Source organism: Methylocystis sp. WRRC1 (assembly GCF_020733155.1).
GTDB lineage: Bacteria > Pseudomonadota > Alphaproteobacteria > Rhizobiales > Beijerinckiaceae > Methylocystis.
Genome location: NZ_JAJFZJ010000001.1, coordinates 390,262 through 402,602 on the forward strand (window position 1 = coordinate 390,262; position 12,341 = coordinate 402,602).

The window sequence follows — 12,341 nt, forward strand, 5'->3', positions numbered from 1 at the left end:
CTGCGGCGCTCTCGGTCGGCGCGAAAAAATGCTCTATTCTTCGGCGGAAGAGAATCGGCCTTCGCGCCGCGGAGACAAAATGCTGAACCTCGTCGCGACCGCCGACAACCCCATCCCGGAGCGCGCTGAAGTCCTTGGCCTGCGCACGCGCGACGGTCGATTGCTGCGCGCAGCGATTTTCCCCTGCCCCACGCAGCCGCGCGGTACGATCGCGCTGTTTCAGGGGCATAACGAATTCATCGAGAAATATTTCGAGACGATCGAGGATCTTCGCAAACGCGGCTTCGACGTCGTCACCATGGACTGGCGCGGTCAAGCGGGGTCACAACGTGAACTTGACGATCCGCGCAAGGGGCACATCGACGACTTCTCGCAATATCAGCGCGACCTCGAGGCCTTCGTCACTCAGGTTCTCAGTTCGCGTCCCCAACCCTGGTACGCTCTTGCGCATTCGATGGGCGGCGCGATCCTGCTCGACGCCGCGCATTCAAGCCGGCCGCCATTCCAGCGCCTCGTCACGACCGCGCCCATGATCGACCTCGCGAACCTGCGCTTCCCGCGCGGCGCGCGCTGGCTCGCCGACACGCTCGACATGATCGGACTGGGCGGCATGTTCATCCCCGGCGGCACGGGCCGCTCCTTCATCGAGAAGCCCTTCGACAACAATCTGCTGACCACGGACCCGGTTCGCTTCGCCCGCAACGCCGAAATCCTCAGAAAGGCGCCGGGGCTCGCGATCGGCGATCCGACAATCGGCTGGGTCAACGCCGCCTTCCGGCTGATGAAACGCTTCGAGGCGCCCGAATATGCGCGCAGAATCCGCACGCCGATCCTGACCGTCGCCTGCGGCCGCGAGGACATCGTCTCCAACCCGGCCATCGAGCGTTTCGTGCAAAATCTCAACAATGGCGCGCTGGTGATGGTCCCCGGCGCCAAGCACGAGATCATGATGGAGCGCGACGAATTGCGCGACCAGTTCTGGCGCGCATTCGACGCGTTCATTCCCGGTGAACGGGCGGCTTAACCGGCGAGGAGCTTCAACGCCGCGTCATGCAACGCCCGATCGCCGGCGGCGATGATCGAGCCGCCCTGCGCGGCGCTCCCCCCGCTCCATGTGGTGACAATCCCGCCGGCGCCCTCGATGATCGGGATCAGCGCGACAATGTCGTAGGGGTTGAGATTCGTCTCGATCACAAGATCGACATGCCCGGCCGCGAGAGCGCAATAGGCGTAGCAGTCGCCCCCGTAGCGCGACAGTCTCACCTCCCGCTCGACGCGATGAAAATTCTCGCGCAGCGCCGGATCGATGAGGAGCGGCGACGTCGTCATCAGCGTCGCCTGCGAAAGCCTCGGGCACGGGCGCACGGAGAGCTTGCGCCGCTCCTCGCCGCCCTTGCCGTTACGCGCCGGACCGCGCCAGAAAGCCGCCTCGCCGTCGCCATGAAAGCGCTCGCGCGTGAAGGGCTGGTGCATGAGCCCATAGCAGGGCCGGCCGCGATGCGAGAGGCCGATGAGCGTGCCCCAGGTCGGAAAACCGCAGATGAAACTCTTGGTGCCGTCGATCGGATCGAGCACCCAGACATATTCGGCGTCTTCGTCCGTCGAGCCGAATTCCTCGCCAATGATCCCGTGGCTCGGGAAGGTCGTCTGGATCAGACGGCGCATGGCAAGTTCAGCCGCGCGGTCCGCCTCGGTGACGGGATCGAACGCACCGCCGTGCGCCTTGTCGTCGGCGGAGATCGAAGTGCGGAAGAAGGGGACGATGGCCTCGCCGGACACATCGGCGAGATGTTCGACGAATTTCTCGAAATCGACGGCTGTCATTCAAACTCCGGGCGAGCGAGGGCGCGCTTTTTATTCGGCCGCCGCGCGGCGCGGGCCGCCGAAGGCTTCGTCGGTCTCGACGTCATGGGCGAGGCCATCGACGACTTCGGCGAGGTGTCCGGCGATCACCGGGAAACGCGCGTTTTTTTCGAGCGTCGTCTCGTCCATGTAGAGCCCGCGCGAGACTTCGATCTGCACCGCATGCCAACCGGCGGCAGGCCGGCCGAAATGCTCGGTGATATAGCCGCCGGCATAGGGCCGGTTGCGCTGCACATTGTAGCCCCAACGCCGCAGCCGCTCCTCTACCCCGTCAACGACGGCCGGCGCGGCGCTTGCGCCATACCTGTCGCCGATGACGAAATCGATACGGCGCTTGTCGCCCCGCGCCGCGAGCGCGGGATCGCGGGCGCTGGTCGAAGGCATGGAATGGCAGTCGACGAGCACCGCGAAGCCGAAACGCCTCGCCGCACGCTCCATCAGCGAACGCAGCGCCGCGTGGTAGGGCTTGTAGAGCCCCTCGATGCGTCGCAGCGCCTCGTCTATGGGCAAGCGCGACGAATATATGTCCCGCGCATCCGCGACGACGCGCGGGATGGTGCCGAGCCCTGCGGCCACCCGAAGCGAACGTGTGTTTGCGAAATTCGGCAAGGCGCTGTCGAACAGTTTGGGATCGAGTTCGTAAGGCTCGCGATTCACGTCGAGATAGGCGCGAGGAAAATGGGCGCGCAGCAGCGGCGCCCCGACAGCCTGCGCAGAAGCGAAAAGCTGGTCGACATATGCGTCTTCGGATCGGCGGAGCATGGAGATGTCGAGCCTCGAGGCGGCGAGGAAGCGCGCAGGATAGACGCTACCCGAATGCGGGGAGGAGAAAACCAGCGGCGAAAGAAGCACGGCCGGCTCTATCACCTCCAAAGGCGGCATGAATTCTGGCTCGCAGGGCGCGGCGGCGTCCCTTCGCAAAAAGCCTTCATGTCCCCGGTCGTCGTCCATCCGAACGCCTCGCTCACGCCCTCGCTGGCTTCGCAACCCTACCCCATCAACCCGCGAGGTTCGCAACGCGGATGCTCGAAAGGTTCGCGAAATCGGAATATATGACTTTGTAGGTTAACGTGGAGTGGCGCGACTTTCACCTAATATTTACGAAGCTGCGGCTCTATGGGGAAAAATTCGAGAGGACTGCGATGAACGATCGGTCGACGGCGAAAATCCTGCTTGCGGAGGATGACAACGACATGCGGCGCTTCCTCGTCAAGGCGTTGCAGCAGGCAGGATTCTCCGTGAGCTCTTTCGACAACGGGCTTTCCGCCTATGACCAGTTGCGCGTCGAGCCCTTCGAACTGCTCCTTACCGACATTGTGATGCCGGAAATGGACGGAATCGAGCTCGCGCGCCGGGCTACGGAGCTCGACCCCGATATAAAGGTGATGTTCATTACGGGTTTCGCCGCTGTGGCGCTCAACCCCGACAATCAGGCGCCGCGTCAGGCGAAAATCCTGTCCAAGCCCTTCCATCTGCGCGATCTCGTCACCGAGGTGCAGCGCATGCTGGCCGCGTAAGCATTTCTTTCGATTTTCGATTCCCCGCGCCGGATTGCCCGTAGCGTTCGGCGTGGAAAGTTGCGCCCGGTGGGCGTCGCGAATCTTTCCCTATCGGGCGATCAGCGCGTCGATCCAGCGCCGCAGGCGTGAGCGCGGCCGATAGATCACAATGCCGCCGATCTCGAACCTCTGCTCGGCAAATGGCCTGGACGGCTCCTTGTCCATCAGTGTCAGATCGCTCGGCAGCTTCATGAGTTCGGCCTCCGAGGCGGGCAGATCGACGATTATTTCGGAATTGCCGACGATTTCCTGCGCAACATAGTGCAGGATCATCAGCTGGGGACGGTCATCGCGCGCGGCGGATTGCGCGTTCTTGCGAATGACAAAATCCCCCGACTTTATCCGGTAATATCCGCTGAATTCCGTCGAGCGCACCATCAGCGCGACAAGGCGGCCGTGCGCCCGCCAACGGCTCGCGCCGCCGGGCGCGAGTTCGATGAAGGGGCCTTCGAACACCGGCGTCTTGATCCGCGTGAGTCTCGCCGGACCTTCCTGGCCCGCCTGCGTCGCATCGATATAGGAAAAGCAAAGGCTGCGCCTTGCGCCCCGCGGGACCGGGATCGGCGCGCGAAGACGCGCCGCCAAGGCCTCGGCCACGCGATGGGAGGCCTTGGGGCCCAGGTGCAGGGCGTCGGAATACTGGCCGCCTTCGATCACGCCCAAAATGTCGCCGAGAAAGAGGCAATCGGCGCCGCGCGCCCGCGCAACGCCGCGATACAGCCCGTCCATGAAGAGCGAGCCGACCGACTCGCCCTCCCCCTCCGCGGGGCGCACGCACAGGCACAGGAACAGCAAGCCTATGCCCTCGCGCGCGCAAAGGGTCGCGACGTCGTGCAGCGTCTCCTCGATCACCTGAAGCGAGACGTTGCCCCCGGCCTGCCACAACGAGTCGTTGAGCGTGTATTCGAAGATTATTGCGTCCGGCTTGGGGCCGGCTTCCCGGCTCATCCCGAGAAGGCGCACCAGTCCGAAAAGCGATCCAACCGCTCCAAGAAACCGGTTGTCGAACTGATGCTCCGGCGCCATTTTCCTCAAGGCGGCGGTCCAGCCGATTTGCGGGCCCGAATTCGACCCCCCGATTATCGTTATCCGCAAATTGCCCGCTCCCGGCCCCTTTCGGGTCCTTTTGCGCCATCGACGTCAAACGCTCAAGTCGGGCGCGACGGCGCCTGAAGCGCTCCGGCAATGCGCGATCTTGCCGAATCCGCCGCTTTGCGCTAAGAGCGCAGCCAAATCCGTCAGGTTCAACCGGCCGCCCCGCGTTGCGGGGCGTCGCCGTTTTAGTCGCAGGAAGGACGCATCACGATGAAAAAGGAAATCCACCCCGACTATCACACGATCAAGATCGTGATGACCGACGGCTCCGAGTATGTCACCCGCTCGACCTGGGGCAAGGAAGGGGACACGATGAACCTCGACATCGACCCCAAGACCCATCCGGCCTGGACCGGCGGCACCACCCAGCTGCTCGACCGTGGCGGCCGCCTGTCGCGCTTCAATTCGCGCTTCGGCAACATGAGCTTCGGCAAGAAGTAACCGACTCCGATCCTGCAGATCGAAAAAACGCCGGAGCGTCCGCCGCTCCGGCGTTTTTTTTTCGTGGCCGGCCATCGTCGGCGGGGATGCAGCAAAAAAGGCGGCGGAAATTTCTTCCCGCCGCCATTTGAGCCGACCGACATGAACGCCGGCTGTTATTGCGCGAACGCCTCGCGCAGCTTGGCCAGTTGCGCCTCCACCGGGCTCGCCGGCGGCATTTTCTCCACCGTGAGCTCGGCGGGCGCGTAAAACAGTTGATCGAGATGGATGATGCGCGCCTGCAGGCGCAGCGAGTGCAGGGACAAATCGCGCAGCCGCTGCGGCAGGCGGTTGAAGAGGTCAGGCGCGGAGGCCAATTCCTGCTGATGCAGCTTGACCCTGTGCCGGTCGCTGGCCGCCTGCGTGCGGGTCAACTCTCCCTGATTGACCGCGCGCTGCAGAAGAAGCCATGACGCGATCTGCATCAGTCGCGTCGTGAGCCGCATGCTTTCGGCGGCGTAGGCGAGCGCCTCGGCGCGGGGAAGCGACTTGGCCTCTTCGCGGCCGGGGCCGTCGAGATAGGCCGCAGCCTCCTCGACAAGGCCCATCCCCTCCCGGAACATGGCGCCGAAAGCCTCGGAGCCCGCAAGCTTTTCAACGAAGGAGACGGGTTCCGCCCTGTCGTTCAGACTGTCATTGACACGACCCATGAGACGCTCACGCAGATGATGCCGGGATCGCCTCCCGGTTGAACTCGATGCATGAGGACTGTAACCCAATTGAAGCGGGCGCGCTTGCTTAGCTCTTCTTTAACCTTAACGGGCTGGCGCCCTTGCGCGGAGAAATCCGCCGGGCGCCGGGCGCGCAAAAAGAGAGCCGCGACTGCGGCTCTCAAGGCTTCTTGACAGGGAGGCATCAAGGACGAGTGGAGAAGATGCCACTCGAGTCCGCGAGGGACGACTCCAAAGCTGCGCGCAACTTGTTAATTTAAGGTTAACGCGCGCGATTTTAGTAAAAAATCCTCGCGTCGCGCCCTGACCGGCTGAATCCGGCCGCGACGTGATAAAGGACGGTGCGAGCTATGCGTCGCACCGCCGATCTGTCGGGGATTTATTTGACCTGCATTTGTCCGGGCGCAGGCGACTTCTCGGCGCTGGCTTGTCCGACCTGAACAAGCTGCGCCAACCCGAGGCAGGCGATCATCAGGAGCGCGGCGCGCACCACCTGGCCCATGCTCAGGCGGGGAAAAGGCCGCGGCCGCCGCTGCGGAGCCGGCGCCGACCTGTGCGCCTGCTCTTCGTAGAGGGAGGCGCGGTAGTGTTCGACCAGGGCCCGGGGACGTGAGGGAGACGTCGACGGGTCGTAACCGACATCAATCGACAATGCTGCGAACTCCTTCTGCATCGAGGCCCATAAAATGCGCGTTATTCCATTTAAAATCCGTAAAGCTTGACGATTTGACGATTGTGGCCGCCCCACGCTTGACGCGCCGACGCCTGGGGGGCATTGGAACCCTCCTCCCCCGACGATGTCCCCCCGAGGCATGAAGAATGATTCGTTCCGCGCTGATGAATGTGATGACCGCCGCCGCCATCAAGGCCGGTCGTGGTCTCAAACGTGATTTCGGCGAGGTCGAAAATCTCCAGGTCTCGGTCAAGGGCCCGGGCGATTTCGTCACCGCCGCCGACAAACGCGCCGAGAAGACGCTTTTCGAGGAGTTGTCGAAGGCCCGCCCCGGCTATGGTTTCATCATGGAGGAAGGCGGCTCGATCGAAGGAGCCGACAAGAGCCACACCTGGCATATCGACCCGCTCGACGGCACGTCCAACTTTCTGCATGGGGTGCCGATTTTCGCCGTCTCGGTAGCGCTGGAGCGCGAGGGGCAGCTTGTCGCCGGACTCGTTTACAATCCGGCGACCGACGAAATGTTCGTGGCCGAAAAGGGCCAGGGCGCCTATTTCAACAACCGCCGCATGCGGGTTGCGGCCCGGCGCTCGCTGTCGGAGTCGATGGTGGCCTGCGGGATTCCACCGCTGGCCCGCGCACGCGATCACGAATCCTTCAAACGCGAGCTCGCCGCCGGCATGGCCAAGATCGGCAATATCCGCCGTCTCGGCGCCGCGTCGATGGATCTCGCCATGGTCGCCTGCGGGCGATTCGACGGCTATTGGGAGCGCGGCATCCGGTCGTGGGACGTCGCAGCGGGAATCATGCTCGTGCGCGAGTCGGGCGGTTTCGTCTCCGATTTTTCCGGCGGCGGCGACATGCTGACGAAGGGCGAGGTCTGCGCCGGCAATGAGACGATCCATCGGCAGCTCCTGGACGTATTGAGGAAAGCGTGACCGCCGCCCTGCCCGAGCGAACGCTTTCAGCGAGTCTGCGCCCGCGGAGCGACGGCGATTTGCCGGCGATGCTCGATCTCTGGGTCGCGTCCTGGCGCGCCACTTTTCCCGAGATCGACTTCGACGCGCGTCGCGACTGGCTGACGCGTCAGATTGCGTCGCTCGAAACCGACGGCGCCGTCACGCTCTGCCTTTTCGCGGACGACCCGCCAGCTCTGGCCGGATTCGTCATCATCAATCCGAATACGGGCTGGCTGGACCAGATTTGCGTCGGCCCGGCGCATTTCGGCGAAGGTTTCGGCGAAATGTTGATGGAGGCCGCGCGCGCAGCCTCCCCCGGCGTCGTCCGCCTCGACGTGAACGCCGACAACGCGCGCGCGATCCGATTCTATGAACGTCGCGGCTTCGTTCAGGTCGGGCGCGGCGCCAATACGCTCTCGGGACGCGCGACAATAATGATGGAGTGGCGCGGTTCGCGCTGAAATTGCCAAATCGCCGTCTGCGGGCTTCTCCTTCGGACGCGCGAGCGCTATATTTGCTCCATCGGGTTTCGGCCGAACGATCTTGCTTTCCCGTCTCAAGACGCGCGGCGACTGACATTCCACCAAAACTTCGATTGGGCGGGCGCCTCACACTCGGGGCGGCCCCTTTACGTCTTGAAAGGACAGGCTATGGCCACTGGCACCGTAAAATGGTTCAATTCGCAGAAGGGTTTCGGCTTTATCCAGCCTGACGCGGGCGGAGCCGACGTGTTCGTCCACATCAGCGCCGTGGAGCGTGCAGGCCTGCGCGATCTCCTCGAAGGTCAAAAGGTTAGCTACGAAGTCGTCGTCGACACCCGCCGCGGAAAGTCCTCGGCCGACAACCTTCAGATCCAGAGCTGATCCGGGAATAATGCAAGTCCGGGCGCCGGCGACGGCCCCGGACTTTCGCTTTTCTACGGCTTGTCGCCGACATGCGCGATGCGGATCATGTTCGTCGCGCCGGGCGAGCCGAACGGCATGCCGGCGACAATGATCACGCGATCGCCCTCCTTGCCAAAGCCTTCGCTCCTCGAATATTCGCAGGCGCGATTCACCATGTCCTCGATGTCCGCCGCGTCGCGCGTCTCCAGCGCGTGAACGCCCCAGACGAGCGCGAGCCGTCGCGCCGTGTCGCGCTTGGGCGTGAGCGCCAGAATCGGCGACATCGGACGCTCGCGGGCGATGCGAAGGGCCGTCGAGCCGGATGACGTCCATGCGCAGATCGCCTTGGAGTGCAGCGTCTGAGCGACGTCGCGCGCCGCCACGGCGATGGCGTCGGCGGAAGTGGGGTTCGGCAGTTCGCCGCGCTGGGCGTTGATGATCGAGCGGTAGAAGGCGTCCGTCTCGACCTCCTCCGCGATGCGGCTCATGGTCGCCACCGCGTCTTGCGGATATTGGCCGGCGGCGCTCTCGGCCGAGAGCATCACCGCGTCCGCGCCCTCGAACACCGCGGTCGCCACGTCGGAGACTTCGGCGCGCGTCGGCAGCGGCGAAAGAATCATCGATTCGAGCATCTGCGTCGCGATCACGACCGGTTTGCCGAGGCGGCGCGCCGAGCGGTTGATGCGCTTCTGCAGGCCCGGCACGCGCTCGAGCGGCACCTCGACGCCGAGGTCGCCGCGCGCCACCATGAGCGCGTCGGAGACTTCGATCACTTCTTCAAGGCGATGGATCGCCTGCGGCTTCTCGATCTTCGCCATCACCAGGGCGCGGCCTTGAGTGATCTGCTTCACCTCGATCACGTCCTCGGGACGCTGAACGAAGGAAATCGCCACCCAATCGACGCCCTCCTTCAACGCCGCGTCGAGATCGGCGCGGTCCTTGGTGGTCATGGAGGTGATCGGAATTTCGGTGTCCGGCAGGCTCACGCCCTTGCGGTTCGACAGGCGGCCGGCGACGTCGACCACGGCATGGGCGCGCTCGGGCGTCGTCTCGACGACATGCAGCCGCACGCGGCCGTCGTCGATGAGAATCGTGTCGTTGACCTTGAGCGCCGCCAGAATTTCCGGATGCGGCAGCCGCACGCGGGTGGCGTTGCCGGGCGTCGGGTCGGAATCGAAGACGAAAACGTCGCCCTTGCGCAGATGGACGGAGCCCTCGTCGAAAGCGCCGATGCGCAATTTCGGGCCCTGCAGGTCGACGAGAATGCCGATCGCCCGCGACATCTCGGCCTCGATCTCGCGGATCATGCGAACATAGCTCGCGAGCCCCGAATGGTCGGTGTGGCTCATATTGATGCGGAACACATCGGCGCCGGCGCGCACCAGCCCCGCGACGACCGCCTTGTCGACAGTCGCCGGACCGAGCGTGGCGATGATCTTGACCCGACGCAACCTTCTCATGACCGTTCCAAATCCTGTTCGTGTGAGCCGCTCTTTCGGCGGCTCTGCTTACTGCGCCGGGGCGGCGTTGGGGTCGGTGAGCTGCACCGTCCAGCTTTTGGCGTCGCGCCCGGTGTCGATCTCGAAGAAGCCCGTGCGCTCATAGCCGCGCGCGAAGCAGTCTTCCCTGCCGTCGATGCGGAACTCGCGGTCCCGCGTGCACATGAAGGCCTTGCCCTTCCACTCGCCGCCGCGCTCGTCCATCGCATAGACATAGTAATACTGGGCGGCGAGCGGCCCGCGCAGCAGTGTCTCGCAGGCGGTCGGGCGCAGGTTCCACCACCCTTCGGATAGCCAGTTCTTGCCGTCCGTATAGGCGATGGCGACGCTGACGCGCGTCGTCGTGTTGTTGCACAGGCGAAAATCCGCGCGCGCCGGGGCCAGGCCGGCGGCAACCAGCAGGGCGGCAAGGAAAATAGCGCGTCGGGACATGTCTCTTACTATGCGTGGGAAAGACGTGTGACAGCCCGACTCGCCCGCGCGACGGGCGGCCAGACCGACCCAGAGGCAAACCACGCGAGGGAGGATTTGTCTAGCCTTCAATGCGCCGCGCGCGCCCTTCGCCCCTCACTTGAGGGAACGGGGCCGAGGTACGACGGCCTATCGCTCGCCCCGCAGTAGCTCCGCCGCGCGCACCGCAAAATAGGTCAGGACACCGGAGGCGCCCGCGCGCTTGAACGCCAGCAGGCTCTCCATCATCGCGCGCTCCTCGTCGAGCCAGCCGTTTCTGGCGGCGGCCATGATCATCGCGTATTCGCCCGACACCTGATAGGCGAAGGTCGGCGCGTGGAAGGTTTGCGCGACGCGCTGAACGATGTCGAGATAGGGCATGCCGGGTTTCACCATCACCATGTCGGCTCCCTGCTCCAGATCGAGTTCGACCTCGCGCAGCGCTTCGTCGGAATTCGCGGGGTCCATCTGGTAGGTCCGTTTGTCGCCGCGCAGCGTCTTGTTCGTGCCGATCGCGTCGCGGAACGGGCCGTAGAAGGCGGAGGCGTATTTCGCCGCGTAGCTCATGATCTGAACATTCTCGAAGCCCTCGGCGTCGAGCGCGGCGCGAATGACGCCGATGCGTCCGTCCATCATGTCCGAAGGCGCGATGACGTCGGCGCCGGCGCGAGCCTGCGTCACGGCCTGCCTGGCGAGGACGGCCACGGTGGCGTCATTGACGATCTCGTCGCCGACCAGCAGTCCGTCATGACCGTGACTCGTATAAGGATCGAGCGCCACATCGGTAATGATGCCGATGTCGGGCGTCGTCGCCTTTATTGCGCGGCATGCGCGACAGACAAGATTTTCGGGATCGAGGGCGGCGCTCGCGTCTTCGTCGCGCAGCTTCGGATCTGTGTTGGGGAAGATCGCCACCGCCGGCACGCCGAGGGATGCCGCATGCGCAACGGCCTGCGTCGCAAGATCAACCGAATAGCGATGCACGCCGGGCATGGAGGCGACCTCTTCGCGCCGTCCCTCGCCGTCGATCAGGAAGATCGGCCAAATGAGGTTGGAAACGTCGATCATGTGCTCGCGCACCAGTCGTCTCGACCAATCGCTCTTGCGATTGCGACGCGGCCGCCGCGTGAGCTTCAATCGCGTCGACGCGCTGGTCTTGTCGCTGTCCGTCATTCTCGCCTCCGTTGACGCAGACGCTCTAACACGCACATCGGCGCGGTCAATAATCGGCCCGCGAGCGCAAGGTTCTGCATTAAAATAGATAGTGCGCGCCGCAAGATGCGCGAAGCGCCCGCGATCTGTGGCGCGCGCCGGGGCGCTCCGTTCAAGCCGGCGCGATGCGCCCGGAACGCCGCCAGGGCGCCGTGACCTAAGGCGCGCCCTTGAACAACGGGTTTGCGTTGACGAGACGCGGGGCATTGTCGGAGCCGGCCGATACGCCGACCCAGGCGTTCTGCGCCCGAACGACGCCGAGATCGCGCGGAGCGCTTGCAACGAAAAAGGCGGAGTCGGCCACGATCGTGTTTCCCGGCGATCGCTCGACCCGCGCGAGCGGCGCGCGCCAAGCAAATTGACAACGAACGTGAATTTTAGCGCCGCTATATTTAATCAATCGCCTTTTGACGCCGTCAGCGAAGGCGCCTTGTGCGCGTCGGCGCAAAGGTTCGGCAAACAGATTTCGCGTCTTCGATCTTCCGTATCTCTCCCTGCTCGGCCTATAACGGAGAAGCGCCGCCATGGATTGCGCGAGGATGAGAGATGGGTTTCGCCGCGCGGCGTCAGCAGATGATCATGATCACGCTCTGCATCGGCGCAGCGATGTGCCCGAGCGGGCCGGGGCATGCGGCGACGACGAAGAGCCCCTCGCCGAAACAGCAGCAGCGGCCAGCGGCGCCGGCGGAGGCGAACCGCCCTGCCCCTCGTCCTAAGCCAACTGACGAGACTGCTCCCCCAACCGCCACGTCGCCTTCGGCGGGCGCGAAGAAACTTGCGCCCGAACCGCCAATCGACACATCGAAGCCGCCGCCATTGCTGCCACGCGCGTCACGAGAACAGATGCGCGCCTGCGCGGAGGAATGGGACGCTCTGAAGCGCAAGACGAAGACCGGCCTGCCGATGTGGCGCGACTTCGCGACCGAATGTCTGACGCGCTGAGGCGGGTTACGCGACCCTGAAAAAAGTATCGCCCGAGGAGGCGTCGGCACGACG

At 64.4% G+C, this 12,341-nt stretch carries 16 protein-coding genes; 7 read left to right on the forward strand and 9 right to left on the reverse strand.

Features of this window, described 5'->3' with window-relative positions; all coding sequences use genetic code 11:
* The first annotated feature begins 79 nt into the window (after nt 1–79).
* Nucleotides 80–1,024, forward strand: a complete 945-nt coding sequence (locus tag LG047_RS01970; protein WP_227964985.1) for an alpha/beta fold hydrolase — start codon at nt 80–82, stop codon at nt 1,022–1,024.
* Here LG047_RS01970 and hisN read toward each other — a convergent pair.
* Both hisN and LG047_RS01980 read right to left on the reverse strand, forming a co-directional pair.
* A complete protein-coding gene (hisN, locus tag LG047_RS01975; RefSeq protein WP_227964986.1) occupies nt 1,021–1,824 on the reverse strand; it encodes a histidinol-phosphatase in 804 nt (267 codons plus the stop codon). The genes LG047_RS01970 and hisN overlap by 4 nt on opposite strands.
* A 30-nt stretch (nt 1,825–1,854) precedes the next feature.
* The gene (locus LG047_RS01980) at nt 1,855–2,814 is read right to left on the reverse strand and encodes an N-formylglutamate amidohydrolase (RefSeq protein ID WP_370634970.1); all 960 of its coding nucleotides are present in this window, start codon (nt 2,812–2,814) and stop codon (nt 1,855–1,857) included.
* 191 nt (nt 2,815–3,005) lie between these two features.
* On the opposite strand from LG047_RS01980, the gene cpdR reads away from it, so the two are divergent.
* On the forward strand, nt 3,006–3,380 hold the full coding sequence (cpdR, locus tag LG047_RS01985) for a cell cycle two-component system response regulator CpdR (protein WP_036281656.1): 375 nt from the start codon (nt 3,006–3,008) through the stop codon (nt 3,378–3,380).
* A gap of 90 nt (nt 3,381–3,470) precedes the next feature.
* On the opposite strand, the gene LG047_RS01990 is transcribed toward cpdR, so the two are convergent.
* Nucleotides 3,471–4,517 (reverse strand): hypothetical protein, encoded by a 1,047-nt coding sequence (locus LG047_RS01990; RefSeq protein ID WP_227964988.1) that lies wholly within the window; start codon nt 4,515–4,517, stop codon nt 3,471–3,473.
* Between the two features lie 210 nt (nt 4,518–4,727).
* Between LG047_RS01990 and rpmE the strand changes: the two genes are divergently transcribed.
* Nucleotides 4,728–4,958: a 50S ribosomal protein L31 gene (gene rpmE, locus LG047_RS01995; protein WP_227964995.1), complete on the forward strand. Its 231-nt coding sequence runs from the start codon at nt 4,728–4,730 to the stop codon at nt 4,956–4,958.
* A gap of 155 nt (nt 4,959–5,113) precedes the next feature.
* On the opposite strand, the gene LG047_RS02000 is transcribed toward rpmE, so the two are convergent.
* Both LG047_RS02000 and LG047_RS02005 read right to left on the reverse strand, forming a co-directional pair.
* Nucleotides 5,114–5,647 (reverse strand): DUF1465 family protein, encoded by a 534-nt coding sequence (locus LG047_RS02000; protein WP_036281665.1) that lies wholly within the window; start codon nt 5,645–5,647, stop codon nt 5,114–5,116.
* A 400-nt stretch (nt 5,648–6,047) separates the two neighbouring features.
* Entirely contained in the window at nt 6,048–6,341 is a 294-nt protein-coding gene (locus LG047_RS02005; protein WP_227964997.1) for a hypothetical protein, read from the reverse strand.
* A 146-nt stretch (nt 6,342–6,487) separates the two neighbouring features.
* On the opposite strand from LG047_RS02005, the gene LG047_RS02010 reads away from it, so the two are divergent.
* The 3 genes from LG047_RS02010 to LG047_RS02020 all read left to right on the forward strand — a co-directional run bounded on the left by LG047_RS02010 (nt 6,488) and on the right by LG047_RS02020 (nt 8,163).
* The gene (locus LG047_RS02010) at nt 6,488–7,279 is read left to right on the forward strand and encodes an inositol monophosphatase family protein (RefSeq protein WP_036281669.1); all 792 of its coding nucleotides are present in this window, start codon (nt 6,488–6,490) and stop codon (nt 7,277–7,279) included.
* Complete coding sequence (locus LG047_RS02015; RefSeq protein WP_227964999.1) at nt 7,276–7,761, forward strand: GNAT family N-acetyltransferase; 486 nt, start codon at nt 7,276–7,278, stop codon at nt 7,759–7,761. Before LG047_RS02010 ends, LG047_RS02015 begins: the two co-directional genes overlap by 4 nt.
* Before the next feature lie 189 nt (nt 7,762–7,950).
* Nucleotides 7,951–8,163 carry a cold-shock protein gene (locus LG047_RS02020; RefSeq protein WP_227965001.1) on the forward strand — a complete coding sequence of 71 codons (213 nt, stop codon included), beginning with the start codon at nt 7,951–7,953 and terminating at the stop codon, nt 8,161–8,163.
* A 53-nt stretch (nt 8,164–8,216) separates the two neighbouring features.
* On the opposite strand, the gene pyk is transcribed toward LG047_RS02020, so the two are convergent.
* The 4 genes from pyk to LG047_RS02040 form a co-directional block, all read right to left on the reverse strand.
* A complete protein-coding gene (pyk, locus tag LG047_RS02025) occupies nt 8,217–9,644 on the reverse strand; it encodes a pyruvate kinase (RefSeq protein WP_227965003.1) in 1,428 nt (475 codons plus the stop codon).
* 48 nt (nt 9,645–9,692) lie between these two features.
* Nucleotides 9,693–10,115, reverse strand: coding sequence for a DUF1036 domain-containing protein (locus tag LG047_RS02030; protein WP_036281675.1), 423 nt, complete (start codon nt 10,113–10,115; stop codon nt 9,693–9,695).
* Nucleotides 10,116–10,283: 168 nt separating this feature from the next.
* Nucleotides 10,284–11,306 (reverse strand): porphobilinogen synthase, encoded by a 1,023-nt coding sequence (hemB, locus tag LG047_RS02035; protein WP_036281677.1) that lies wholly within the window; start codon nt 11,304–11,306, stop codon nt 10,284–10,286.
* A 196-nt stretch (nt 11,307–11,502) separates the two neighbouring features.
* The gene (locus LG047_RS02040) at nt 11,503–11,649 is read right to left on the reverse strand and encodes a hypothetical protein (RefSeq protein WP_227965015.1); all 147 of its coding nucleotides are present in this window, start codon (nt 11,647–11,649) and stop codon (nt 11,503–11,505) included.
* A gap of 242 nt (nt 11,650–11,891) precedes the next feature.
* On the opposite strand from LG047_RS02040, the gene LG047_RS02045 reads away from it, so the two are divergent.
* Nucleotides 11,892–12,287 carry a hypothetical protein gene (locus LG047_RS02045; protein ID WP_227965017.1) on the forward strand — a complete coding sequence of 132 codons (396 nt, stop codon included), beginning with the start codon at nt 11,892–11,894 and terminating at the stop codon, nt 12,285–12,287.
* Nucleotides 12,288–12,341: the final 54 nt, after the last annotated feature.

Coding starts and splice junctions, on each gene's coding strand:
- LG047_RS01970 (WP_227964985.1), top strand. CDS start 80: ATGCTGAACCTCGTCGCGACCGCCGACAACCCCATCCCGGAGCGCGCT.
- hisN (WP_227964986.1), bottom strand. CDS start 1,824: ATGACAGCCGTCGATTTCGAGAAATTCGTCGAACATCTCGCCGATGTG.
- LG047_RS01980 (WP_370634970.1), bottom strand. CDS start 2,814: ATGGACGACGACCGGGGACATGAAGGCTTTTTGCGAAGGGACGCCGCC.
- cpdR (WP_036281656.1), top strand. CDS start 3,006: ATGAACGATCGGTCGACGGCGAAAATCCTGCTTGCGGAGGATGACAAC.
- rpmE (WP_227964995.1), top strand. CDS start 4,728: ATGAAAAAGGAAATCCACCCCGACTATCACACGATCAAGATCGTGATG.
- LG047_RS02000 (WP_036281665.1), bottom strand. CDS start 5,647: ATGGGTCGTGTCAATGACAGTCTGAACGACAGGGCGGAACCCGTCTCC.
- LG047_RS02005 (WP_227964997.1), bottom strand. CDS start 6,341: ATGCAGAAGGAGTTCGCAGCATTGTCGATTGATGTCGGTTACGACCCG.
- LG047_RS02010 (WP_036281669.1), top strand. CDS start 6,488: ATGATTCGTTCCGCGCTGATGAATGTGATGACCGCCGCCGCCATCAAG.
- LG047_RS02020 (WP_227965001.1), top strand. CDS start 7,951: ATGGCCACTGGCACCGTAAAATGGTTCAATTCGCAGAAGGGTTTCGGC.
- pyk (WP_227965003.1), bottom strand. CDS start 9,644: ATGAGAAGGTTGCGTCGGGTCAAGATCATCGCCACGCTCGGTCCGGCG.
- LG047_RS02030 (WP_036281675.1), bottom strand. CDS start 10,115: ATGTCCCGACGCGCTATTTTCCTTGCCGCCCTGCTGGTTGCCGCCGGC.
- hemB (WP_036281677.1), bottom strand. CDS start 11,306: ATGACGGACAGCGACAAGACCAGCGCGTCGACGCGATTGAAGCTCACG.
- LG047_RS02045 (WP_227965017.1), top strand. CDS start 11,892: ATGGGTTTCGCCGCGCGGCGTCAGCAGATGATCATGATCACGCTCTGC.